This is a genomic window from Rhodobacter sp. P1_C2, assembly GCF_056406375.1.
Genome location: NZ_JBFUAG010000004.1, coordinates 335,346 through 354,593, shown reverse-complemented (window position 1 = coordinate 354,593; position 19,248 = coordinate 335,346). Strand labels below are relative to the sequence as shown.

General features: G+C 64.2%; 22 protein-coding genes. 19 read left to right on the top strand and 3 right to left on the bottom strand.

Annotation, left to right across the window (positions count from 1 at the left end; translation table 11 throughout):
• Genes AC1DZT_RS08885 through AC1DZT_RS08870 form a run of 4 tightly spaced genes read left to right on the top strand, consistent with a single transcriptional unit; the run spans position 1 to position 2,777 of the window.
• Complete coding sequence (locus AC1DZT_RS08885; protein ID WP_478006251.1) at positions 1-1,071, top strand: GSCFA domain-containing protein; 1,071 nt, start codon at positions 1-3, stop codon at positions 1,069-1,071.
• Complete coding sequence (locus AC1DZT_RS08880; RefSeq protein WP_478006250.1) at positions 1,068-1,850, top strand: hypothetical protein; 783 nt, start codon at positions 1,068-1,070, stop codon at positions 1,848-1,850. The genes AC1DZT_RS08885 and AC1DZT_RS08880 overlap by 4 nt, the downstream gene beginning before the upstream one ends.
• 14 nt (positions 1,851-1,864) lie before the next feature.
• The gene (locus AC1DZT_RS08875; protein WP_478006249.1) at positions 1,865-2,494 is read left to right on the top strand and encodes a 3-oxoacid CoA-transferase subunit B; all 630 of its coding nucleotides are present in this window, start codon (positions 1,865-1,867) and stop codon (positions 2,492-2,494) included.
• The gene (locus AC1DZT_RS08870) at positions 2,487-2,777 is read left to right on the top strand and encodes a GNAT family N-acetyltransferase (protein WP_478006248.1); all 291 of its coding nucleotides are present in this window, start codon (positions 2,487-2,489) and stop codon (positions 2,775-2,777) included. Before AC1DZT_RS08875 ends, AC1DZT_RS08870 begins: the two co-directional genes overlap by 8 nt.
• A gap of 31 nt (positions 2,778-2,808) precedes the next feature.
• Here the strand turns inward: AC1DZT_RS08870 and AC1DZT_RS08865 are convergent, their stop codons facing one another.
• The gene (locus tag AC1DZT_RS08865; RefSeq protein ID WP_478006247.1) at positions 2,809-3,708 is read right to left on the bottom strand and encodes a lytic transglycosylase domain-containing protein; all 900 of its coding nucleotides are present in this window, start codon (positions 3,706-3,708) and stop codon (positions 2,809-2,811) included.
• 310 nt (positions 3,709-4,018) lie between these two features.
• Between AC1DZT_RS08865 and AC1DZT_RS08860 the strand changes: the two genes are divergently transcribed.
• The 15 genes from AC1DZT_RS08860 to AC1DZT_RS08790 all read left to right on the top strand — a co-directional run bounded on the left by AC1DZT_RS08860 (position 4,019) and on the right by AC1DZT_RS08790 (position 17,215).
• The gene (locus AC1DZT_RS08860; protein WP_478006246.1) at positions 4,019-4,216 is read left to right on the top strand and encodes a Flp family type IVb pilin; all 198 of its coding nucleotides are present in this window, start codon (positions 4,019-4,021) and stop codon (positions 4,214-4,216) included.
• Between the two features lie 312 nt (positions 4,217-4,528).
• Positions 4,529-4,726, top strand: a complete 198-nt coding sequence (locus AC1DZT_RS08855; protein WP_478006246.1) for a Flp family type IVb pilin — start codon at positions 4,529-4,531, stop codon at positions 4,724-4,726.
• 259 nt (positions 4,727-4,985) lie between these two features.
• Positions 4,986-5,183: a Flp family type IVb pilin gene (locus tag AC1DZT_RS08850; RefSeq protein ID WP_478006246.1), complete on the top strand. Its 198-nt coding sequence runs from the start codon at positions 4,986-4,988 to the stop codon at positions 5,181-5,183.
• A gap of 210 nt (positions 5,184-5,393) precedes the next feature.
• Positions 5,394-5,627: a hypothetical protein gene (locus AC1DZT_RS08845; protein WP_478006245.1), complete on the top strand. Its 234-nt coding sequence runs from the start codon at positions 5,394-5,396 to the stop codon at positions 5,625-5,627.
• Between the two features lie 39 nt (positions 5,628-5,666).
• Positions 5,667-6,512 (top strand): Flp pilus assembly protein CpaB, encoded by an 846-nt coding sequence (cpaB, locus tag AC1DZT_RS08840; RefSeq protein ID WP_478006244.1) that lies wholly within the window; start codon positions 5,667-5,669, stop codon positions 6,510-6,512.
• Positions 6,513-6,734: 222 nt separating this feature from the next.
• Positions 6,735-8,135: a type II and III secretion system protein family protein gene (locus AC1DZT_RS08835; RefSeq protein ID WP_478006243.1), complete on the top strand. Its 1,401-nt coding sequence runs from the start codon at positions 6,735-6,737 to the stop codon at positions 8,133-8,135.
• A gap of 4 nt (positions 8,136-8,139) precedes the next feature.
• Entirely contained in the window at positions 8,140-8,823 is a 684-nt protein-coding gene (locus tag AC1DZT_RS08830) for an OmpA family protein (protein WP_478006242.1), read from the top strand.
• A gap of 293 nt (positions 8,824-9,116) precedes the next feature.
• A complete protein-coding gene (locus tag AC1DZT_RS08825; RefSeq protein WP_478006241.1) occupies positions 9,117-10,394 on the top strand; it encodes a CpaE/TadZ family protein in 1,278 nt (425 codons plus the stop codon).
• Between the two features lie 20 nt (positions 10,395-10,414).
• Positions 10,415-11,875 (top strand): CpaF family protein, encoded by a 1,461-nt coding sequence (locus AC1DZT_RS08820; protein ID WP_478006240.1) that lies wholly within the window; start codon positions 10,415-10,417, stop codon positions 11,873-11,875.
• Between the two features lie 9 nt (positions 11,876-11,884).
• Positions 11,885-12,853 (top strand): type II secretion system F family protein, encoded by a 969-nt coding sequence (locus AC1DZT_RS08815; RefSeq protein WP_478006239.1) that lies wholly within the window; start codon positions 11,885-11,887, stop codon positions 12,851-12,853.
• Between the two features lie 4 nt (positions 12,854-12,857).
• Positions 12,858-13,835 (top strand): type II secretion system F family protein, encoded by a 978-nt coding sequence (locus AC1DZT_RS08810; protein WP_478006238.1) that lies wholly within the window; start codon positions 12,858-12,860, stop codon positions 13,833-13,835.
• A gap of 32 nt (positions 13,836-13,867) precedes the next feature.
• On the top strand, positions 13,868-14,440 hold the full coding sequence (locus AC1DZT_RS08805) for a tetratricopeptide repeat protein (protein WP_478006237.1): 573 nt from the start codon (positions 13,868-13,870) through the stop codon (positions 14,438-14,440).
• 48 nt (positions 14,441-14,488) lie between these two features.
• The gene (locus AC1DZT_RS08800) at positions 14,489-15,337 is read left to right on the top strand and encodes a tetratricopeptide repeat protein (protein WP_478006236.1); all 849 of its coding nucleotides are present in this window, start codon (positions 14,489-14,491) and stop codon (positions 15,335-15,337) included.
• The gene (locus AC1DZT_RS08795; protein WP_478006235.1) at positions 15,337-15,840 is read left to right on the top strand and encodes an A24 family peptidase; all 504 of its coding nucleotides are present in this window, start codon (positions 15,337-15,339) and stop codon (positions 15,838-15,840) included. Before AC1DZT_RS08800 ends, AC1DZT_RS08795 begins: the two co-directional genes overlap by 1 nt.
• Before the next feature lie 58 nt (positions 15,841-15,898).
• Positions 15,899-17,215, top strand: coding sequence for an ATPase (locus AC1DZT_RS08790; protein ID WP_478006234.1), 1,317 nt, complete (start codon positions 15,899-15,901; stop codon positions 17,213-17,215).
• A 9-nt stretch (positions 17,216-17,224) separates the two neighbouring features.
• Here AC1DZT_RS08790 and AC1DZT_RS08785 read toward each other — a convergent pair whose 3' ends face one another.
• A complete protein-coding gene (locus AC1DZT_RS08785) occupies positions 17,225-17,779 on the bottom strand; it encodes a 5-formyltetrahydrofolate cyclo-ligase (protein WP_478006233.1) in 555 nt (184 codons plus the stop codon).
• Positions 17,776-19,146 carry a magnesium transporter gene (gene mgtE / locus AC1DZT_RS08780; RefSeq protein ID WP_478006232.1) on the bottom strand — a complete coding sequence of 457 codons (1,371 nt, stop codon included), beginning with the start codon at positions 19,144-19,146 and terminating at the stop codon, positions 17,776-17,778. The genes AC1DZT_RS08785 and mgtE overlap by 4 nt, the downstream gene beginning before the upstream one ends.
• Positions 19,147-19,248: the final 102 nt, after the last annotated feature.

Sequence of the window (19,248 nt, the reverse complement as noted above, 5' to 3'; positions counted from 1 at the left end):
ATGCCGAAATCCCCCTACGATGGCCTCGAGGAGCGCGCCTATTGGCGCAGCGGCGTGGCCACGCGCAAGCCGCACAAGCTGAAGGGGATTTACGATCCGCGCTTTCTGATCGGGCCGGGCACCAGGGTGATGACGGCGGGCAGCTGCTTTGCCCAGCATGTCCACCGCGCGATGACCGAGGCCGGCTATGACGTGATCGACGCCGAACCGGCGCCCGATCACGTCGACCCCGCCCTCGCCGCGCGCTATGCCTACGGCAGTTTTTCGGCGCGCTACGGCAATGTCTACACGACGCGCCAGCTGCTTCAGCTGTTGCAGGAGGCCGAGGGTCACTACGCCCCCGCCCATCCGGTCTGGCGCAAGGGCGATTTCTTCGTCGATGCCCTGCGCCCCAATGTCGAACCCCAGGGCTTCACCTCGCCAGAGGCGGTTCTGCTGGCCCGCGCCGCCCATCTGGAGCGCGTGGCCCATGCCCTGCGCGCGGCCGAGGTGCTGATCTTCACCCTGGGCCTGACCGAGACCTGGGCCGACCGGGCGACCGGCACGGTCTATCCTTCGGCCCCCGGGGTCATCGCCGAACCGCCCGAGGGGGCCGAGATCGGCTTTCTGAACCTCGGCCATGACGATGTGGTGCGCGATCTGCGCGCGGTTCTGGCGCATCTGCGCGGGGTCAATCCGGGGCTGAAGGCGCTTCTGACGGTCAGCCCGGTGCCCCTGACCGCCACGGCGACCGGGGGCCATGTGCTGGTGGCTTCAACCGCGTCCAAGGCCATCCTGCGCGCGGCGGTGGCCACGCTGATGGCCGAGGACAGCGGCATCGACTATTTCCCCTCTTACGAGATCATCACCAACCCCGCCGCCCGCAGCGCCTATTACGCCGACAACCTGCGCCAACCGACGGTGAAGGGCGTGGCGACCGTGATGGGGCAGTTCCTGTCGGCGATGCAGGCCGCGGGCAAGCCGGTGCCGAAGGCCGAGAAACCCGCAGCCGAGGTTGCAGCCGATGCCGGGGACGAGGCCGCCGAAGCCCAATGCGAAGAGGCGCTCAACGATGCCGGAGGTGCGGCATGAGCCGGATCCTCGTCATCGGCTCCTCCCATGCGGCGGCGCAGCGCCGCGCCCTGCCCCGCATCGCCGAGGCCTATCCCCAGCATCAGGTCAGCTGCTGGACCCTGACGGCGCGCTGTTTCAATGCGGCGGTGGTCGGGCCGGACGGCATCCTGACGCCCGATCCCAAACGCCCGGGCGTGCGCAAGCAGGCCCTGCGCTGGAACGGCGCCGACAGCATCGACCTTTCCCCCTTCGACCATATCCTGATGGCGGGGCTGGATCAGGGGATCGACCGGGTGCTGCACCTGACGGCCAGGCTGCAACCGCTCGACTGGGGCGCGCGTGACGGGGCGCGGGGTGTCTCGCTCGATTTCCTGCGTGCCGCCCTGCGTGGCGTGGTCGAGGCGACGCTGGTGGCCCAAAAGGCCCGCATCCCCTTTGACCCCCGCTTTGCCGCCACCCCGGTGCCCTATGCGACACGGGCAAGCCATGATCCCGCGCGCGGCCACAGCCCCGATGCGGCCCGCGTCAGCCAGTTGCCGCAGGCCGCGGCGCTGATGGCGCTTTATGAAGCCGAGCTGGCCGCCGCCCATCTGGCCCAAGGCCTCGCCTTCGTGCCGCAGCCCGAGGCCAGCCGCGCCGCGCCCTGGGTCACCGACGACCGCTTCATCGACCCCGCTTCCGCCGACGCGCTGCACATGAACGCCGATTACGGCTTTCTGGCCTTTCAGGCCTTTGCCGCGACTTTACCCACATCCGATGACCGCGCCCCGCAAGAAGCCGCGGCCGCATCTACCTGAAGGAGGACCTCGACATGGCTTGGGACCGCAACCAGATCGCCGCCCGCGCGGCACAGGAACTGCAGGACGGCACTTATGTGAACCTCGGGATCGGGATTCCGACCCTGGTGTCGAACTACATTCCCGCCGGCGTCAGCGTGACGCTGCAATCGGAAAACGGCATGCTCGGCATGGGGCCCTTCCCTTACGAGGGCGACGAGGACCCCGATCTGATCAACGCCGGCAAGCAGACCATCACCGAACTGCCGCAGACCGCCTATTTCGACTCTGCCCAGTCCTTCGCGATGATCCGCGGCGGCAAGATCGCGATGGCGATCCTCGGCGCGATGGAGGTCTCCGAACAGGGTGACCTTGCGAACTGGATGATCCCGGGCAAGCTCGTCAAGGGCATGGGCGGGGCGATGGATCTGGTGGCGGGCGTCGGCCGCGTCGTCGTGGTGATGGACCACACCTCCAAGCACGGCGAATCGAAGGTCCTGAAGGACTGCACCCTGCCCCTGACCGGCAAGGCCGTGGTCAACCGGATCATCACCAACCTCGGCGTGATGGATGTGGTGCCGGGCGGGCTGAAGATCGTGCAACTGGCCGATGGCGTCTCGGACGCCGAACTGCGCGCCGCGACCGAGGCGACGATCGTTGGCTGACCATATCATCACCCGCGAGGTCCGTGGCCACCACGGCCGCTATGTCATCGCCCAGAACGGCGAAGAGGCGGAGCTGGTCTATACGATCACCAGCCCCGAACTGATCGTGGCCGTCCACACCGGCGTGCCCGACAGTTTCAAGGGCACCGGGGCCGGGATGGCGCTGGTGACGCGTCTGGTCGCCGATGCGCGGGCCGAAGGCTTCAAGATCGTGCCGCAATGCCCCTTCGTGAACGCCCAGCGCCTGAAACATCCCGAATGGGCGGATGTCTTCGCGGTCTGAAGCGGCTCACGCCGTCGCGGGCTGACCCGGTTCAGTTGCTGGCCGAGATGACCTTGAAGACGCAGGGGTCGCTGACAAGCTCGGGCGGCGAAAGGCAAAGTCCCTGCGCCACCTGCCAGGCGGCGAGGACCTTGGGCACATAATCCCGCGTCTCGGCATAGGGGGGGACGCCGCCATTGGCGGTGACCGCCCCCTCGCCCGCGTTATAGGCCGCGATCACCATCAGGGGGTCGCGGTTGAAATTGCCCATCAGCCAGTCGAGATAGGCGACCCCGCCCTTGATGTTCTGCGACGGGTCCAGCGCATCGGTCACGCCGAATCGCTTGGCGGTGTCCGGGATCAGCTGCATCAGCCCCTGCGCCCCGGCCCCGCTGGCCGCCGCCGCATTGCCGGCGCTTTCGACCGCCATCACCGCAAGCACCAGCGCGGGCGAGACCCTGGTGCCCACGGTATCCTTCAGAATCTCGGTTCCCCAGTTCTGCGCCATGGTCTGCATCGCCTGCAACCGCGGCGCCGTGACGCTGGCGCCATCCGGCCCCGAGGAGAGCGTGGCCATCGCCAGGGGGAATCGCCCGTCGGCCGCATCGAGCGCCACCGGCACCGTGTTCCAGAACCAGTCGTAATGCGCGCCCGAAGGCGCGACCGGCCCCGCGGGCGCCAAGGGGGCTGCGGGCCCCGGGTCCTCGTGATGTTCGGGGCGCGGGTCGATCTTGCGGCCGGCGGCGAGCAGTGCCGCCTGCTCGACCGGGTCGATCTGCACCTTGATGCGCTTGCCGGCCTGGATGTCGGAGACTTTCACCATCTTGAAGGTGAAGCTCGGCGCGGGGGGCGCCGATTCGCCATGCACGAGGTCCGCGCTGGCCAGAAGTGCCAACCCGCCCATCGTCAGAAGCGCGCGACGGGGCGCGCGCCAGAACCTGTAACCTGCCATGACGGGTGCCTGCCCGATTGTTTTTATAGGCCGAAGCCTGCCAGATTCGCGGCAAAGCGCCAAGCTTTGCAGCACCGCCCGTGCCTTAGCGCCTGAAAACGCGACCGAAAGGACACGCAAACCCGGGCCTCGGCCACAATCCCGCCATCAAATGACTGCGACAATTCCGCAATCCGGTCCCACGAGCGCCGCCTTGCAAGGTTTTATTAAGGTCATACCGAGGGACAGACAGCGAAGGTCGCAGCGACCGAAGCCAAGGGACCGAAGCGGTAGGCGAACCCGGACCAACCATCATCATAGGATGCACACCATGAAACTGCTGAACATCTTCAAGGGCTTCAAGAACGACGAATCCGGCGCTGTGACCGTGGACTGGGTCGTGCTGACCGCAGCCATCGTCGGCCTCGGCATGGTCGTCATGACCACCGTTGGCGGCGGCATCACCGGCCTCGGCAACAAGATCGTCGAAGACCTCGACGGCCGCTCCTCGGGCTACACCAACCAGTAATCGCCGCAAGCGATCTGACGGTACCACGAATTTCAAGGCCGCATCTTCGGATGCGGCCTTTTTCGTTGCGCCGGACGCCCTGGCGCGCCAGCTGCGGCGCAAATTGCGAGGCGCAAGACCAGCGGGCTGAATCGGGGCGCAAAGGCCCTGCCCCAAAAAAACCGCGAAAAGACGCGAAACAGACACCAATCGCGCCCTATCCCCGCCCCGAACTGGCGTCAAAACCAAGTCATCCGGACGGGGCGACGGAACAGAGGCCGGCGCCAGCGAAACCGAACGGTAGAAACCGAACCAACATCAAGGGAACAAGACATGAAACTGCTGAACATTTTCAAGGGCTTCAAGAACGACGAATCCGGCGCCGTGACCGTGGACTGGGTCGTTCTGACCGCGGCCATCGTCGGCCTGGGCATGGTGGTCATGACCACCGTTGGCGGCGGCATCACCGGCCTCGGCAACAAGATCGTCGAAGACCTCGACGGCCGTTCGTCGGGCTACACCAACCAGTAATCGCCGCGCGCGATCTGTCGCCTTCAACGAGTACACGGCCGCATCTTCGGATGCGGCCTTTTATTTTTTTGCCGCGCCAGCCGGCCCCGCGCCCTGCCGCAAAAAAACCGCGAAAAGAAGCGAAACTGTGACCAATCGCGCCCTATCCCTGCCCTGAACCTGGATCAAAACGAACTTATCCGAACGGGGCAACGGAACAGAGGCCGAAGCCACAGACGCCGAACGGTAGAAACCGAACCAACATCAAAGGATGCAAACCATGAAACTGCTGAACATCTTCAAGGGCTTCAAGAACGACGAATCCGGCGCCGTGACCGTTGACTGGGTCGTGCTGACCGCCGCCATCGTCGGCCTGGGCATGGTCGTCATGACCACCGTCGGCGGCGGCATCACCGGCCTCGGCAACAAGATCGTCGAAGACCTCGACGGCCGTTCCTCGGGCTACACCAACCAGTGATCCGGGACAACGCGGTCATCTGACCTGTTGACCGGGCCGCACCCGCCCTGCGGGTGCGGCCCCTTGCACAAGACGGCATGGCAAAGCCGCCTTCCCATTGCAGCCTGAAAAATGCCCCATTCTTGCCGCGACCCTGCAGTACCGTAAAAAGTGTCAGCTCGTGATCAACTTGGGTTCGATTGACCAACTCGATGAGGCAAAGGACGCAAGATGGCAGAAGATCCGACCGACATTCCCGAAGACAAGACCGAGGGTCACGGATCTGCCTGCAACTTCGCCACGACGGAATCCGGGGCGGTCACGGTGGATTGGGTGGTGTTGTCGGCGGCGCTCATCGGGATGGGCATGCTGGTTCTGGAGCCCGTGGTCTTCAGTGCCAGCGGAACCTCGAACAAGATCGCAGATGATATCGAGAACTTCCAGGTCGGCTATCCTGGAAATTGACGTTCTGCCCGGCGCGTAACGGGCGTATGGGGTGAAGTCATGAGAGCAGTTTTCAGTCTGGTTCTGGTCGTGGGTCTCGCCCTGGCGGGATTTGCGGTCTACATGACCCAGAAATACTTCAGTCAGTCACAGGCCGAACTGAACTACGAGCGCGAGCTGCGCGCCAAGACCGGGCCGCTGGTTCAGGTCTTCGTGGTCAACAAGGTCAAGAAATACGGCGAGGTCCTGGAAAAGGACGACGTCCAGCAGATCTACTGGCAAAAGAGCGCCATGCCCGAGCATGTCTTCACCAAGATCGAGGATCTTTTCCCCGAAGACGGCAAGGACCCGCGCTACATCAGCCGCCAAATCGAGAAATTCGAGCCGATCCTGGCCGAGAATGTGACCGAACCGGGCAAGCCTGCGGGCCTGACCTCGATGCTGGGCAAGGGCGAGACCGCCTTTGCGGTGCGGGTTGACGTGGCCTCGGGGGTTGCGGGCTTCGTGCAGGTCGGCGACCGGGTCGATGTCTACTGGACCGGCTCAGTAGCCGGCACCGATGGCGAGATGACCCGCCTGATCGAAAACGGCGTCCGCGTCGTCGGTGTCGATCAGCAATCCGACAATTCCAGCTCTTCCAACACCGTGGCGCGCACCGTCACCCTGGCCGCCCTGCGCGAGGATGTCGCCCGCCTGACCCAGGCCCAGGCGACCGGCCGTCTGAACCTGGCGCTGGTCGGCACCACCGACACTTCAGTGGCCGGCAAGATCGAGGTCGACAGCAACCGCCTTCTGGGCATCACGCCCGAACAGGCCGCAGCCGCCCCGCAGGCGCCGAAAGTCTGCACCATCAAGATGCGCAAGGGCGCCGACGTGGTCGAAACCCCGATCCCCTGCACCAACTGAAATTAAAACATCGGCGTGCGGCCCCATATCTCGTGGGGCCGCAATGCTTTTTACGCAAGGCACAGGGCCAGTGTGGCAAGAAATCGACCCTGTTGCAGGTTATCCACATAAGGAATGGCCTCCAAGCTTTTGATTCTTGCTTAAAAATGCCAGTTGAGGCATTTTGCTAAGAGAAAACGGGCAAAAAAGACCCGGTCGTGGGCATTTTGAGAGGGCAGGTCGATGAAGTTGCGAGGCCTTTTGATGGCAGGCTTGCTGGGGCTGGCGCTGGCCGGTACGGCAATGGCGCCTGCTCCTGCGCGGGCACAGAACCTGACGATCATGAAGGGTTCCGCCAACGCGCCACTCTCTGTGCCGATGAACCGCGCGGTGGTGATCGAAAGCGACACCTCCTTTGCCGAGCTTTCGGTGGCCAACCCGGGCATCGCCGATATCTCGACCCTGTCGGACAAGACGATCTATGTTCTGGGCAAGACGCCCGGCCGCACGACGATGACGCTGCTGACCCAGGACGGCAAGCTCATCTCGAACGTCGAAGTGCATGTCACGCCGGACATCGAGGAATTCAAGGAACGCCTGCAGCAGATCCTGCCGGGCGAGCCGATCGAGGTGCGCACCGCCAATGACGGAATCGTGCTGTCGGGCACCGTCTCCTCCACCGCCAAGCTGGACCGCGCGCTGGATCTGGCCACCCGCTATGCGCCCGACAAGGTGTCGAACCTGATGATGGTCTCGGGCACCCAGCAGGTGATGCTGAAGGTCCGCTTTGCCGAAATGCAGCGCTCGGTCTCCAAAAGCCTGTCCTCCTCGCTTGGCGTGCGCGGCGGCAAGAATGCCAGCGTGATCGGCGCGACCGGCACGGTGCTGGACAATGCGAACAATTCGAACGGGTCCTATCAGGTCGGCGCCGGCACCAAGGGCGCGCTGGGGCTTGGCTTCACCGCAGGCTCGCTGGAGTTCGGCGTGCTGCTGGAGGCGCTGGAATCCAAGGGCGTCGTGCGGACGCTGGCCGAACCGAACCTGACCGCGCTGTCGGGCCAGCAGGCCAAGTTCCTCGCGGGTGGCGAATATCCGATCCCGGTGTCATCGGACAATGGCGCCATCACGATCGAGTACAAGCCCTTCGGTGTGGAGCTGAACTTCACCCCGACCGTGGTGGATGGCGACACGATCAACCTGCAGATCAATGCGGCAGTGTCCTCGATCGACACCACGACCTCGATCACCACCAACGGCCTGTCGGTCAACGCCTTCAAGCGGCGCGAGACCTCGACCACGGTCGAGATGCGCGACGGTGAAAGCTTTGCCATCGCGGGCCTGTTGCAGGATGACTTCCGTGACCTCAACGGTCAGGTGCCGTGGCTGGGCGATGTGCCGATCCTTGGCACCCTGTTCCGCAGCGCCGATTATCAGCGCAACCAGTCTGAACTGGTGATCATCGTGACGCCGCATCTGGTGACCCCGGTCCGCGGCGATGCCCTGGCCCTGCCCACCGACCGCATCCGGATCCCGACCGAGCAGGAGCTGTTCCTCTTCGGCAAGACCGCAGGCAAGCAGCGCGGAGGTGCGGGCGAAGTGGCCCGGCAGGACTTCAGCGGCTCTTACGGCTATTCGATGGAGTGAGGCGATGAAAAACATCCAGAAATCGCTGATCCTGTCAGCGCTCGCCCTTCTGCCGCTGGCCGCCTGCGACACCACCGCCTTCTACCGCGAGGCCGGCACCGCCGGGGCAAGCGAGGGCGGCTATGGCAATGCCACGACGATGAACGCCGCCGCGATGATGGGCGAAGGCGATGCGCGCCAGCTGCTGAGCCAGCGCTTCGCCAACGAGGTCGACACCACCGTCACCTTCGCCTTCAACCGCTATGACCTGTCGCCACAGGCCGCCGCCACCCTGGCCCGTCAAGCCGGCTGGATCCGCCAGTTCCCCGAGATCCGCTTCAGCGTCTATGGCTATACCGACCTCGTGGGGTCGGAGCATTACAACAAGGGGCTGGGCCTGCGCCGCGCCCAGACCGTCGTCAACTATCTGGTCAGCCAGGGCGTCTCGCGCAGCCGCCTGCAGGCGCTGGTCTCTTACGGCGAGACGCGGCCCGTCGTGCAGACCCAGGCCCCCGAACAGCGCAACCGCCGCGCCATCACCACGGTCGCAGGCTTTACCCGCGGCCATTCGGGCCTGCTGAACGGCAAATATGCCGCCGTCATCATGCGCGAATATGTGGCCAGCGCGACCCAGATCCAGGTCGGCACCTCGGCAGGCTCTGCCACCGGGGGCGGTGGCAGCAGCGGAAGCGGCAGCGGCGGCAACTGACCGCGCGCCCTTACTCCATCCTTGCATCAGGGCCCCCAACGCGGGGCCCTTTTCCTTGCCGCCCCTGCCCCGCGCCCCCGATCACGATTGTTGCCAAAGCTTCCGCAAAAGCAGGATTGGCCCCGAAATACCCCAGATTGACGATTTTTTAGCCCCAATCTCGCCACCATCTGACAGCACCTTCATCAGCATGGGATCCGAGTGCCGACCGCAAGAGTCGCCGACGATTCCGGAGGGGTCCTTTGGGTAAGGGGGGTCCACTCGAGTTGGGGCGACCTTGGAAGGACTGGGCAATGACGAGCGTAGCGAACCTTCAGCCGGAACCGGCACCGATCCTTGCGTGCACCATTTCACGCGACGTGCAGAATTTCGAAGTGCTGATCGAAGACATGGAAGTGGAGCTTGGCGAAAGCTGGGGCGATCTGTCCTTTGACGACGCGCAGGTCTTTCTCGACCAACCTGATGCCAGGTCGCTGGAATTCGTGGCGATCGCGGTCAATGGCGAGGATGAGTCCGATCTGACCCGCATCGCCGATATCCTCAAACAAGCAAAATCGCATGGAATCAAGGTCGTGCTGATCGCCGACCAGATCGGGCCGATGGCGCTGCATCAGCTGTTGCGGCTGGGTGCGGATGATTTCGTGCCCTATCCGCTGCCGGAAGGCGCGCTGCACGAGACGATCGAGCGGCTGCGCAAGCCCTCTTCCACCCCGGTTCTGGTGGCCGAGGCGATGGGCCACGATGCCCCGCCCGAGACCAAGATGCCGACGCCCGGCTTCAAGGCCAAGGGCGACCGCGACGCCGTGGTGCTGCCGGTGCATGGCATGTGCGGCGGCTCTGGCGCCTCGACCTTTGCCACCAACCTCGCCTGGGAACTGGCCACGATCGGCAAGGATGCCCCGCGCGTCTGCCTGATCGATTTCGATTTCCAGTTCGGCTCGGCGGCCACCTACCTGGACCTGCCGCGCAAAGAATCAGTCTTCGAGCTTTTGTCGGATGCGCAATCGGTCGACAGCGATGCCCTGTTGCAGGCCATGCTGACCTTCAACGACAAGCTTCACGTCCTGACCGCCCCGGCCGACATGCTGCCCCTGGACATCATCGGGCCGGAGGACATCGGCCGCATCATCGACATGGCCCGGGCGAATTTCGATTTCGTCATCATCGACATGCCGAAAACCGTGGTCTCCTGGACGGAAACCGTGCTGAGCCGGGCGCATGTCTATTTCGCGCTGATGGATCTTGACCTGCGCTCGGCCCAGAACGTGCTGCGCTTTGTCCGCGCCCTGCGGGCCGAGGGGCTGCCGCATGAAAAGCTGCGCTATGTCCTGAACCGCGCGCCGAAATTCACCGATCTCGGGGCGAAGTCCCGGGTCAAGCGCATGGCAGAAAGCCTGGACATCGCGATCGAGGTGCAACTGCCCGATGGCGGCAACCCGGTCACGCAGGCCAATGACCACGGCCTGCCGCTGTCGGAAAGTGCGGCGAAGAATCCGCTGCGCAAGGAAATCCAGAAACTCGCCAAATCCTTGTTCGAGCTGAACAAGGCCGTCGAATCCGCTCGCAAATAGAAATCCCCCGGGGGGTATGAATGTTCTCGCGCTTCAAGAAACCTGATTCCGCTGCTGCCAAGCCCGCCACCGCGGCGGTGGGCTCCGGTGCGCCCACGGCCCGTGCGGCCGCCCCCGCCCCGGTTGCAGCCCCCAAGCCGGCCCATGCCCAGCGCCCGTCGATCGCGGCGGCCAACCCGGCCGAAGTGGCCGCGATGGACAAGGAACGCAAGCGCAAGGAAAAGATCAGCGAGCTGAAGGTCGAGCTGCACAAGCGGCTTCTGGACAGCCTCAACCTTGCCGCGCTGGAAACCGCCAGCGAAGGCAGCCTCAAGACCGAGATCGCCGATATCGCCTCCGAAGCGCTGAACGAGATGTCGGTGTCGCTGAACGCCGCCGACCGTGCCCAGCTGAACCAGGAGCTTTACGACGAGGTCATGGGCCTTGGCCCGCTGGAGCCCCTGCTCAAGGACGAAAGCGTCAACGACATTCTGGTCAACGGCCCGCGCCGGATCTTTGTCGAACGCAAGGGCAAGCTGGAACTGACCGACATCACCTTCAAGGATGAACGCCACCTTTTGCGGATCATCGACAAGATCGTGTCCGCCGTGGGCCGCCGGGTCGACGAATCGAACCCCTATTGCGACGCGCGTCTGGCCGATGGCAGCCGATTCAACTGCATGGTGCCGCCGGTCGCGGTGGATGGCTCGCTCGTCTCGATCCGGAAATTCAAGAAGGAGAAGCTGCGGATCGACGACCTGATCAAGTTCGGCGCCTTCACCGAAGAGATGGCCGCCTATCTGCAGGCCGCCGTGTCCTGCCGTCTGAACATCATCGTGTCGGGCGGTACGGGGTCGGGGAAGACCACGACGCTGAACGCTTTGTCCTCCTTCATCGACAATGACGAACGCGTGCTGACCATCGAAGACACCGCCGAACTTCAGCTGCAACAGGTCCATGTCGGAAGGATGGAAAGCCGACCGCCGAACGTCGAGGGCAAGGGCGCCGTCACCCAGCGCGATTGCCTGAGGAACGCGCTGCGGATGCGGCCGGACCGGATCATCGTGGGCGAAACCCGCGGCGAAGAGGTCATCGACATGCTGCAGGCGATGAACACCGGCCACGATGGCTCGATGACCACGATCCACGCGAACTCGGCCCGCGACGGGATCAGCCGTCTGGAAAACATGGTCGCCATGGCCGGGATCGAAATGCCGCTGAAGGCCGTCCGCAGCCAGATCGCCGCCGCCGTCAACCTGATCGTGCAGGCCAGCCGCCTGCAGGACGGCTCGCGCCGCATGGTCTCGATCACCGAGATCACCGGCATGGAGGGCGAGGTCATCTCGATGCAGGAGGTCTTCCGTTACGAACGTCTGGGCGTGGAGCCGAATGGCAAGATCATCGGCCGCTTCAACGCGACCGGGGTGCGCAGCCATTATTCCGAACGCTTCCGCCAGTGGGGCTTCGATCTTCCGGCCTCGCTTTATGAACCCATCGTGTAAGGCAAGATCATGCAGATCAGCGCAGCGCCCCTTATCTACATCCTGATTTTTGTCGCGGTGGTCTTCCTCGTCGAGGGCCTGTACCTCACCGTCTTCGGCAAAAGCATCAGCCTGAACAACCGCCTGTCGCGCCGGCTGGCGCTTCTGGAAAAGACCCATGACCGCGAGAAGGTGCTGGAACAGCTCCGCAAGGAGATGAGCCAGCACGTCAACGCGCGCGGCATCCCGCTATATTCGATCCTGGCCAACAAGGCGCAGCGCGCCAATATCGCCTTCACGCCCAAGGCGCTGGTCGGCATCATGTTCGGCCTGTCGGTGTTTTCCTACCTGGGCCTGACCATCGGCACCGAAGCCGCGGCCCCGGTGCGCATCGTCGTGGCCCTCGCCATGGGTTTTGGCGGCGTCTATGTCTGGATCAACAACAAGGCCAAGAAGCGGATGGCCCTCTTGGAGGAACAGCTGCCCGACGCGGTGGAGCTGATGGTGCGCAGCTTGCGCGTCGGCCACCCCTTCTCTTCGGCCATCGGCAACGTGGCCAAGGAAATCGCCGACCCGCTCGGCACCGAATTCGGCGTCATCGCCGACGAGGCCTCTTATGGCCGCGACGTGGCCGAAAGCCTGAAAGCCTTTGCCGAACGGCTCGACAGCCAGGATCTGCGCTTTCTGGCCGTGGCCGTCACCATCCAGCAGCAATCGGGCGGCAACCTGGCCGAGATCCTCGATGGTCTGGCCAAGGTGATCCGCGCCCGCTTCAAGCTGTTCCGCCGGGTCAAGGCGATCACCGCCGAGGCCAAATGGTCGGGCATGTTCCTTTCGGCCTTCCCGATCGGCGCCCTGATCATGATCAACGTGATCCAGCCGCATTATTACGATGACGTGAAAACCACCGCCGCCTTCATTCCCGCCTGTCTGATCGTCGGCGTGTTCCTGGTGGTCAACGTCGTCTTCATGAAAATCATGGTCAACATCAAGGTCTAAGCAGATGCTCTCCTCTCTCAATGACACTTTGGTGGCCAAGTTCGGACCGCTCGGCCCGCTCTATCTGGTCGGGCTTCTGGGGATGATCCTGATCCTCTCGGTGCTGCCCACCATGCTGCGCAAGAAGCCCGAGCCCTTCGACAAGCTGAAAGCGATGCGCGCCCCCACGTCCGATCCGAAGAAAAAGGGTCAGAACCTGCGCAAGGGCGACAAGATCGACAAGCTGGAAAAGTTCGCGACCTTCCTCGAACCGCAGGATGCCGAGACGATGTCGGCCTCGCGGCTGAAGATGGTGCGCGCCGGTTACACCAACAAGAACGCGGTGCGGATGTTCCACTTCGCGCAGTTCGCGCTGGGGATCGGCCTGCTGGTCTGCGGCGTGATCTACACGATCATCGTCTCGCAACATTCCGAGGTTTCGACCCAGTTCAAGCTGCTGGCGACTATCTTCCCGGGCGCTGCGGGCTATTACCTGCCGCAATACTGGGTGCAGCGCCGCCTGCAGACCCGCCAGCAGCAGATCGTCCAGGGCTTTCCCGATGCGCTGGACCTGATGCTGGTCTGCGTCGAGGCCGGCCAGTCGCTTGACCAGTCGATCAACCGGATGGCCAAGGAAACCCGCGCCGGCTATCCCGCCCTTGCCGACGAGCTGGAAATCGTCAGCCACGAGGTCAAGGCCGGCAAGGAGCGTGTGCAGGTTCTGAAGGACATGTCCGAGCGGATCAACATCCCCGATGTGTCGTCCTTCGTCACCACCCTGGTGCAGTCGGCCACCTACGGCACCTCGATCGCCGAGGCGCTTCGGGTTTACTCGGCCGAAATGCGTGACAAGCGCGTGATGCGGGCGGAAGAGAAAGCGAACACCTTGCCCACGAAGCTGACCCTTGGCACAATGATGTTCACGGTGCCGCCGCTCATGATCATTCTGATCGGTCCTTCGGTGATGGGCATCACAAAGGTTCTGACCATGGGGAGAGGCTAGTTCAGCGCCCTCCCCGCTGGCCGGACGGGTCATTGGGTGTCGCGCTGCGCTGGTTCCTCTCACTTCTGCTCGTGCCCTTTCTGGCCGGGTGCAACCTGTCGGGCGAGCTGTCCTCCACCGGATCGACGCCGCCCGCCGTGGATGGCAGCAAGCGGGGCGTCGATGGGCTGGAGGTCGGCCACCGCCTGATGGCCGCCGGCGAATATGAACTGGCGCTGAGCGCCTATTACCGGGCCGCAGCGCAACAGGGCATGACCTCGGACGTGCTTTCGGCTGTCGGCAGCGCCGATCTGAAGCTCGGGCGCCTCAACCAAGCCGAACATATCCTGCGCCGCGCCATCGAGGCCGAGCCGACCTTCGTGCCCGCCATCAACAATCTGGGCGTGGTCCTGATGGAGCAGAACCGTTTCGGCGAGGCGCGGGCCATCTTCCAGACCGCCTTCGAGCTCGACAGTGGCAAATCGGATGAAATCCGCGAGAATCTGCGCATGGCTATCGCCCGGACCCAGAACACCGTGTATGCTGACCCCGTTGCCGAAGACCCGCCAAAGTTCAATCTGGTGCGGCGTGGCGAGGGGGAATACGTCCTTCTGTCGCAGCTGTAGGGGAAAGACCTGGGCTCGCTTCGGTTCGAGCAGCAAAAAGGACGCAAAATGCGCCACCCGGGAGTTTATGTGCTGTGCCTTCTGGGCATGGCGGCCTTGAGTGCATGCCAGCACGGCGTGTCGCGCAGCCAAGCCGCAAAAGCGGTGGCCGAGGCGCAGGCGGTTGACCAGAACAACCTCAGTGACATCATGCTGACCGTCGCCGACCCGACCGAGGCGGTGACCTATTTCAAGAACGCCCTCGCCGTCACCCCGAACCGGGTTGACCTCAAGCGCAACCTCGCAAGGTCCGAGGCGCGGGCCGGGCTTTATGCCGAAGCCTCCGGCGTTCTGACCGAGATCATCGCCAGCCCCGAAGGCACCAATGACGACCGGCTGGCGCTGGCCGATGTGCTGATCCGGTCCAACGAATGGGACAAGGCGGCCGCCATGCTGAACACGGTCCCGCCGACGGTGGAGACCTTCGAACGCTACCGGCTGGAGGCGCTGGTGGCCGACAGCAAGAAAGACTGGAAGAAGGCCGACAGTTTCTATTCGATCGCGGTCGGCATGACGACCAAGCCGCAGGGCGTGCTCAACAACTGGGGCTTCTCCAAGCTGACGCGCGGCGATGGCCCGGGGGCGGAGAAGCTGTTCATCCAGGCCCTGACCTATGACCCGACCATGTTCACCGCCAAGAACAACCTCGTCCTCGCCCGCGCGGCTCAGCACAAGTACGACATGCCCGTGGTCCAGATGACCCAGGAGGAGCGTGCCAAGCTGCTTTACACCGCCGGCCTCGCCGCGGTGAAACAGGGCGACACCGCCCAGGGCAAGAGCCTGTTGCACGCCGCCATCGACACCTCTCCGGTCTATTTCGAAGAAGCCGCGCGCAGCCTTGCCGCATTGGGGGGCTGATGCTGCCGCTGCTTGCAACGCTGGTCTTTCTGCCCTTCACGCTGGCCATCGGGATCTGGGTCGCCTGGAGCGACATGAAGTCGATGAAGATCCCGAACAAGGCGGTGCTGAGCCTCGTCGCGGTCTATGTCGTGCTGGGCATCCTGGTCCTGCCTTTCAAGATCTGGGCCCTTGGCCTCGGCGTCGGGGTGGCGGCGCTGGTGGTCCTGTTCATCGCCAATGCCGCCGGGTTGATGGGGGCGGGTGATTCCAAATTCGGCGCCGCCATGGCGCCCTTCTTCGTGCTGGCCGATTACCGGCTGGTCATGGGGCTGCTGGCGGGCTGCCTTCTTGGCGCCTTTGCCACCCACCGCGTGATGCGGATGCTGCCCGCCATGCGCCGCGCCACCCCCGATTGGCAAAGCTGGACGCATCAGAAATTCCCGATGGGCCTCGCTTTGGCGGGAATGCTGAACTTCTACCTGATCCTCCCCCTAATTTTGCCCCTTTTCCGGTTCATCTGATCGTTTGACCCGGCCTGTTTGCGCAGGCCACCGAGACTCTGACAAACGAGGCCCCGCGATGAACCTTCAAGTCACCCCGCCCGGTGTTCTGCCCCCCCTGCCGCCGAAATCGCTGGTCGAGGTCGGGATCTCGCCGGTGATGATGCGGGATATCCTCTTGAAAACCATGTTCCGGATGAACCTGGACCTGGTGACGGTGCTGGCCCGCGTGATCTGCCTGCCGGTGCAGCTGACCCAGGAACTGGTCGATCAGGCCCGCAGTCAGCGCCTGCTGGAGGCGACAGGGACGCTGCACGCCACCTCGGGCAACGAGATGGGCTATCAGCTGACCGATGCCGGCAAGTCGCGGGCGCTGGATGCCCTCAGCCAGTCGGAATATTACGGCGCCATGCCGGTGCCGCTGGCCTCTTACGGCGAGCAGATGAAGCGCCAGTCGGTCCGCAACATGAAGCTGACCCGGACCGAGCTGATGCGGGGCATGGGCCATCTGATCCTGCCCGATGACCTGATCGGCAACCTCGGGCCTGCCGTGACCTCGGGCCGGTCGATCCTGATGTATGGCCCGCCCGGCAACGGCAAATCCTCAATCTCGAACGGCATCCGGGCCGCCCTGGGCGACCGGATCTATATCCCCCGCGCCATCGAATATTCCGGCCAGGTGATTACCGTCTATGACCCGATCGTGCATTCCAAGGCCGAAGAGGTGGTGGAGGATCCGACAGCACTCCGCCGCACCGCCAACCGTTTTGACAACCGCTATGTCTATTGCGAGCGGCCCTCGGTGGTGACCGGGGGCGAATTGACGCTCGACATGTTGGACCTGAAGTACAACCCGGTGGCGCGGACCTATCAGGCGCCCCTGCAGCTGAAATCCTCGGGCGGCATCTTCATCGTCGACGACCTTGGCCGCCAGTCGGAACCGCCGCAAAAGCTGGTCAACCGCTGGATCGTGCCGCTGGAAGAAAACCGCGACATCCTGGCGCTGCAATCGGGCGAGAAGTTCACCGTGCCCTTCGACACGCTGGTGATCTTCTCCACCAACTTCCACCCGAACGCGATCTTCGACGGCGCGGCGCTCCGCCGGATCTTCTTCAAGATCAAGGTGGAAGGCCCGAACCAGGACAATTTCCTGAAGATCTTCGCCATGGTCGCGCGCAAGAAGAAGATGCCCTTGGACGAGGGCGCGCTGCTGCATCTGCTGAAGGTGAAATACCCGACCATCGACAACAATTTCGCCAATTATCAGCCGGTCTTCCTGATCGACCAGATGATCGCGATCTGCGAGTTCGAGAATATCCCCTATCAGATGACGCCCGACCTGATCGACCGCGCCTGGGCCAACATGTTCGTGCGCGACGAGGAAATCGCGCGCTAGGATGCGGGGTCAGGCAAAGAACCTGACCCCCTCTTCCGTCACCACGGCGTCAAGGCGCTGGTCGAAATCGTCGATCGGCACCTCGTCCACCTCTTGCGCGGCAAAGGCATAGCCGATGGCGAGCGTCGGGCGGCGCGACCGCAGGCCCTGCAGGGTGCGGTCGTAAAAGCCGCCGCCATAGCCGAGGCGATAGCCCCGCGCGTCAAAGGCCAGCAGCGGCACGATCACCACCTCAGGCTCCACCCAGGCGCCTTCGGCGGGGATGAAGGCGCCGAACTCGCCCTCGACCATCGCCACCCCGGGCCCCCATTCGCGGAACTTCAGCGGCGTGGCCTTGGCGAGGATGACCGGCACCCCCACCGGCCCCTGATGCCGCGCCATGGCGGGCAAGGGGTCGATCTCGGTCCGCATCGGCATATAGCCCGACAGCGTCTTGCCGGCATGGGCAGCCAGCAGATCGGCGAGGATCTCTGCCGCCTGGCCCTGCCCCGCGGCGAAGGCGGATTTGCGGCTGGCAAAGGCCATCTTGCGGGCCAGCGCCTTCATGTCATTCATGTCGTTCATGTCATCAACACCGTGGCTAGGCCCAGAAAGGCCAGATATCCCATCACATCCGTCAAGGTCGTGACAAAGGTGCCCGAGGCGAGCGCCGGGTCCAGCCCGGCCCGTTCCAGCGTCAGGGGCACCAGAACCCCGCCCAGCGCGGCCACGATCTGGTTGACGATCATCGCCAGCCCCAGAACGAAGCCCAGCCGCGGCTCGCCATAGACCAGCGCGCCGCCGAGCCCGAGGATCAGCGCCAGTCCCAACCCGTTGAGCAAGCCCGCCATCAGCTCGCGCCGCACCACCCGCGCCGCATTGGCCGAGGTGAGGTCGCGAGTCGCCAGCGCCCGCACCGAGACCGCCAGCGACTGCGTGCCGCCGATCCCGCCGGTGGAGGCGACGATCGGCATCACCGCCGCCAGGCTGACAATCGCCGCGATCGTCCCTTCGAACCGCGAGATCACGAAGGCCGAGATCGAGGCGGTGAAAAGATTGACCACCAGCCAGGGCAGCCTTTGCCGGACCGTGGCGAGGGGGCCGTCGGACATGGCACTGTCCTCGCCCACCCCGGCAAGGCGCAGCATGTCCTCGCCATGTTCCTCGTCCAGCACGGCCATGGCGTCGTCGATGGTGATCACCCCGATCAGCCGCCCGCCCTCATCGACCACCGGGCAGGAGATCAGGTGATACTGGTTGAACAGATAGGCCACGTCGCCCTCGGGCATCGTGGGTTCGATGGTGCGGAAACTGTCCTCGAGAATGTCCTTCAGCCGCACCGCGCGGTTGGAGGACAAGAGCCGCCCCAAGGTGACATAGCCGGTCGGGCGCATCCGCGGATCGGTCAGAAGGACGTGGTAGAACTGGTCGGGCAGGCTCGCGGCGCTGCGCAGATGGTCGATGGCGTCGCCCACGGTCCAATGTTCGGGCACCGCCACCACCTCGCGCTGCATCAAGCGGCCGGCGGAATATTCCGGGTAGGACAGCGATCTTTCGACCGCGACCCGGTCCACCGCATCCAGCGCCGCAAGGACGACGCCGCGCCCCGGCGCATCCAGATCCTCGATGATATCGACCACATCGTCGGAATCGAGCTCGCGCACCGCGTCGGTGAGGGTCTTTTCCGGCAGGGCGGCGATGACCTCTTCGCGGATGCTTTCGTCCAGCTCGGACAGAACCTCGCCGTCGATGACCTGCGGCACCAGGTGCAGCAACGCCTCGCGCGGGGCGGCATCGATCTGCTCCAGCAGGTCGGCGACATCGGCGGGGTGCATTTCGCCCAGAAGGGCCAGCAGCGCCTCGGGGTTTTCCTCGCGCAGCGCATCGAGCACGGCGGCAACGCGGCGCGGGTCGAGGCCTTCTTCGTCCTGCTCTGCCTCTATATCCGCCATTCCGCCCCCGCCGTGATTGCGCCGACCTTAGCGAAAGCTGTTTCAGCAAAACAGAGGCGATGCGAAATTTACCCCGCAGGCGGAAGGGATTAGTCTCAATGG

Coding starts and splice junctions, on each gene's coding strand:
- AC1DZT_RS08830 (WP_478006242.1), top strand. CDS start 8,140: ATGAAAAACATCCAGAAATCGCTGATCCTGTCAGCGCTCGCCCTTCTG.
- cpaB (WP_478006244.1), top strand. CDS start 5,667: ATGAGAGCAGTTTTCAGTCTGGTTCTGGTCGTGGGTCTCGCCCTGGCG.
- AC1DZT_RS08820 (WP_478006240.1), top strand. CDS start 10,415: ATGTTCTCGCGCTTCAAGAAACCTGATTCCGCTGCTGCCAAGCCCGCC.
- AC1DZT_RS08815 (WP_478006239.1), top strand. CDS start 11,885: ATGCAGATCAGCGCAGCGCCCCTTATCTACATCCTGATTTTTGTCGCG.
- AC1DZT_RS08865 (WP_478006247.1), bottom strand. CDS start 3,708: ATGGCAGGTTACAGGTTCTGGCGCGCGCCCCGTCGCGCGCTTCTGACG.
- AC1DZT_RS08860 (WP_478006246.1), top strand. CDS start 4,019: ATGAAACTGCTGAACATCTTCAAGGGCTTCAAGAACGACGAATCCGGC.
- AC1DZT_RS08810 (WP_478006238.1), top strand. CDS start 12,858: ATGCTCTCCTCTCTCAATGACACTTTGGTGGCCAAGTTCGGACCGCTC.
- AC1DZT_RS08790 (WP_478006234.1), top strand. CDS start 15,899: ATGAACCTTCAAGTCACCCCGCCCGGTGTTCTGCCCCCCCTGCCGCCG.
- AC1DZT_RS08875 (WP_478006249.1), top strand. CDS start 1,865: ATGGCTTGGGACCGCAACCAGATCGCCGCCCGCGCGGCACAGGAACTG.
- AC1DZT_RS08880 (WP_478006250.1), top strand. CDS start 1,068: ATGAGCCGGATCCTCGTCATCGGCTCCTCCCATGCGGCGGCGCAGCGC.
- AC1DZT_RS08825 (WP_478006241.1), top strand. CDS start 9,117: ATGACGAGCGTAGCGAACCTTCAGCCGGAACCGGCACCGATCCTTGCG.
- AC1DZT_RS08845 (WP_478006245.1), top strand. CDS start 5,394: ATGGCAGAAGATCCGACCGACATTCCCGAAGACAAGACCGAGGGTCAC.
- AC1DZT_RS08835 (WP_478006243.1), top strand. CDS start 6,735: ATGAAGTTGCGAGGCCTTTTGATGGCAGGCTTGCTGGGGCTGGCGCTG.
- AC1DZT_RS08855 (WP_478006246.1), top strand. CDS start 4,529: ATGAAACTGCTGAACATTTTCAAGGGCTTCAAGAACGACGAATCCGGC.
- AC1DZT_RS08850 (WP_478006246.1), top strand. CDS start 4,986: ATGAAACTGCTGAACATCTTCAAGGGCTTCAAGAACGACGAATCCGGC.
- AC1DZT_RS08795 (WP_478006235.1), top strand. CDS start 15,337: ATGCTGCCGCTGCTTGCAACGCTGGTCTTTCTGCCCTTCACGCTGGCC.
- AC1DZT_RS08885 (WP_478006251.1), top strand. CDS start 1: ATGCCGAAATCCCCCTACGATGGCCTCGAGGAGCGCGCCTATTGGCGC.
- AC1DZT_RS08785 (WP_478006233.1), bottom strand. CDS start 17,779: ATGAACGACATGAATGACATGAAGGCGCTGGCCCGCAAGATGGCCTTT.
- mgtE (WP_478006232.1), bottom strand. CDS start 19,146: ATGGCGGATATAGAGGCAGAGCAGGACGAAGAAGGCCTCGACCCGCGC.
- AC1DZT_RS08800 (WP_478006236.1), top strand. CDS start 14,489: ATGCGCCACCCGGGAGTTTATGTGCTGTGCCTTCTGGGCATGGCGGCC.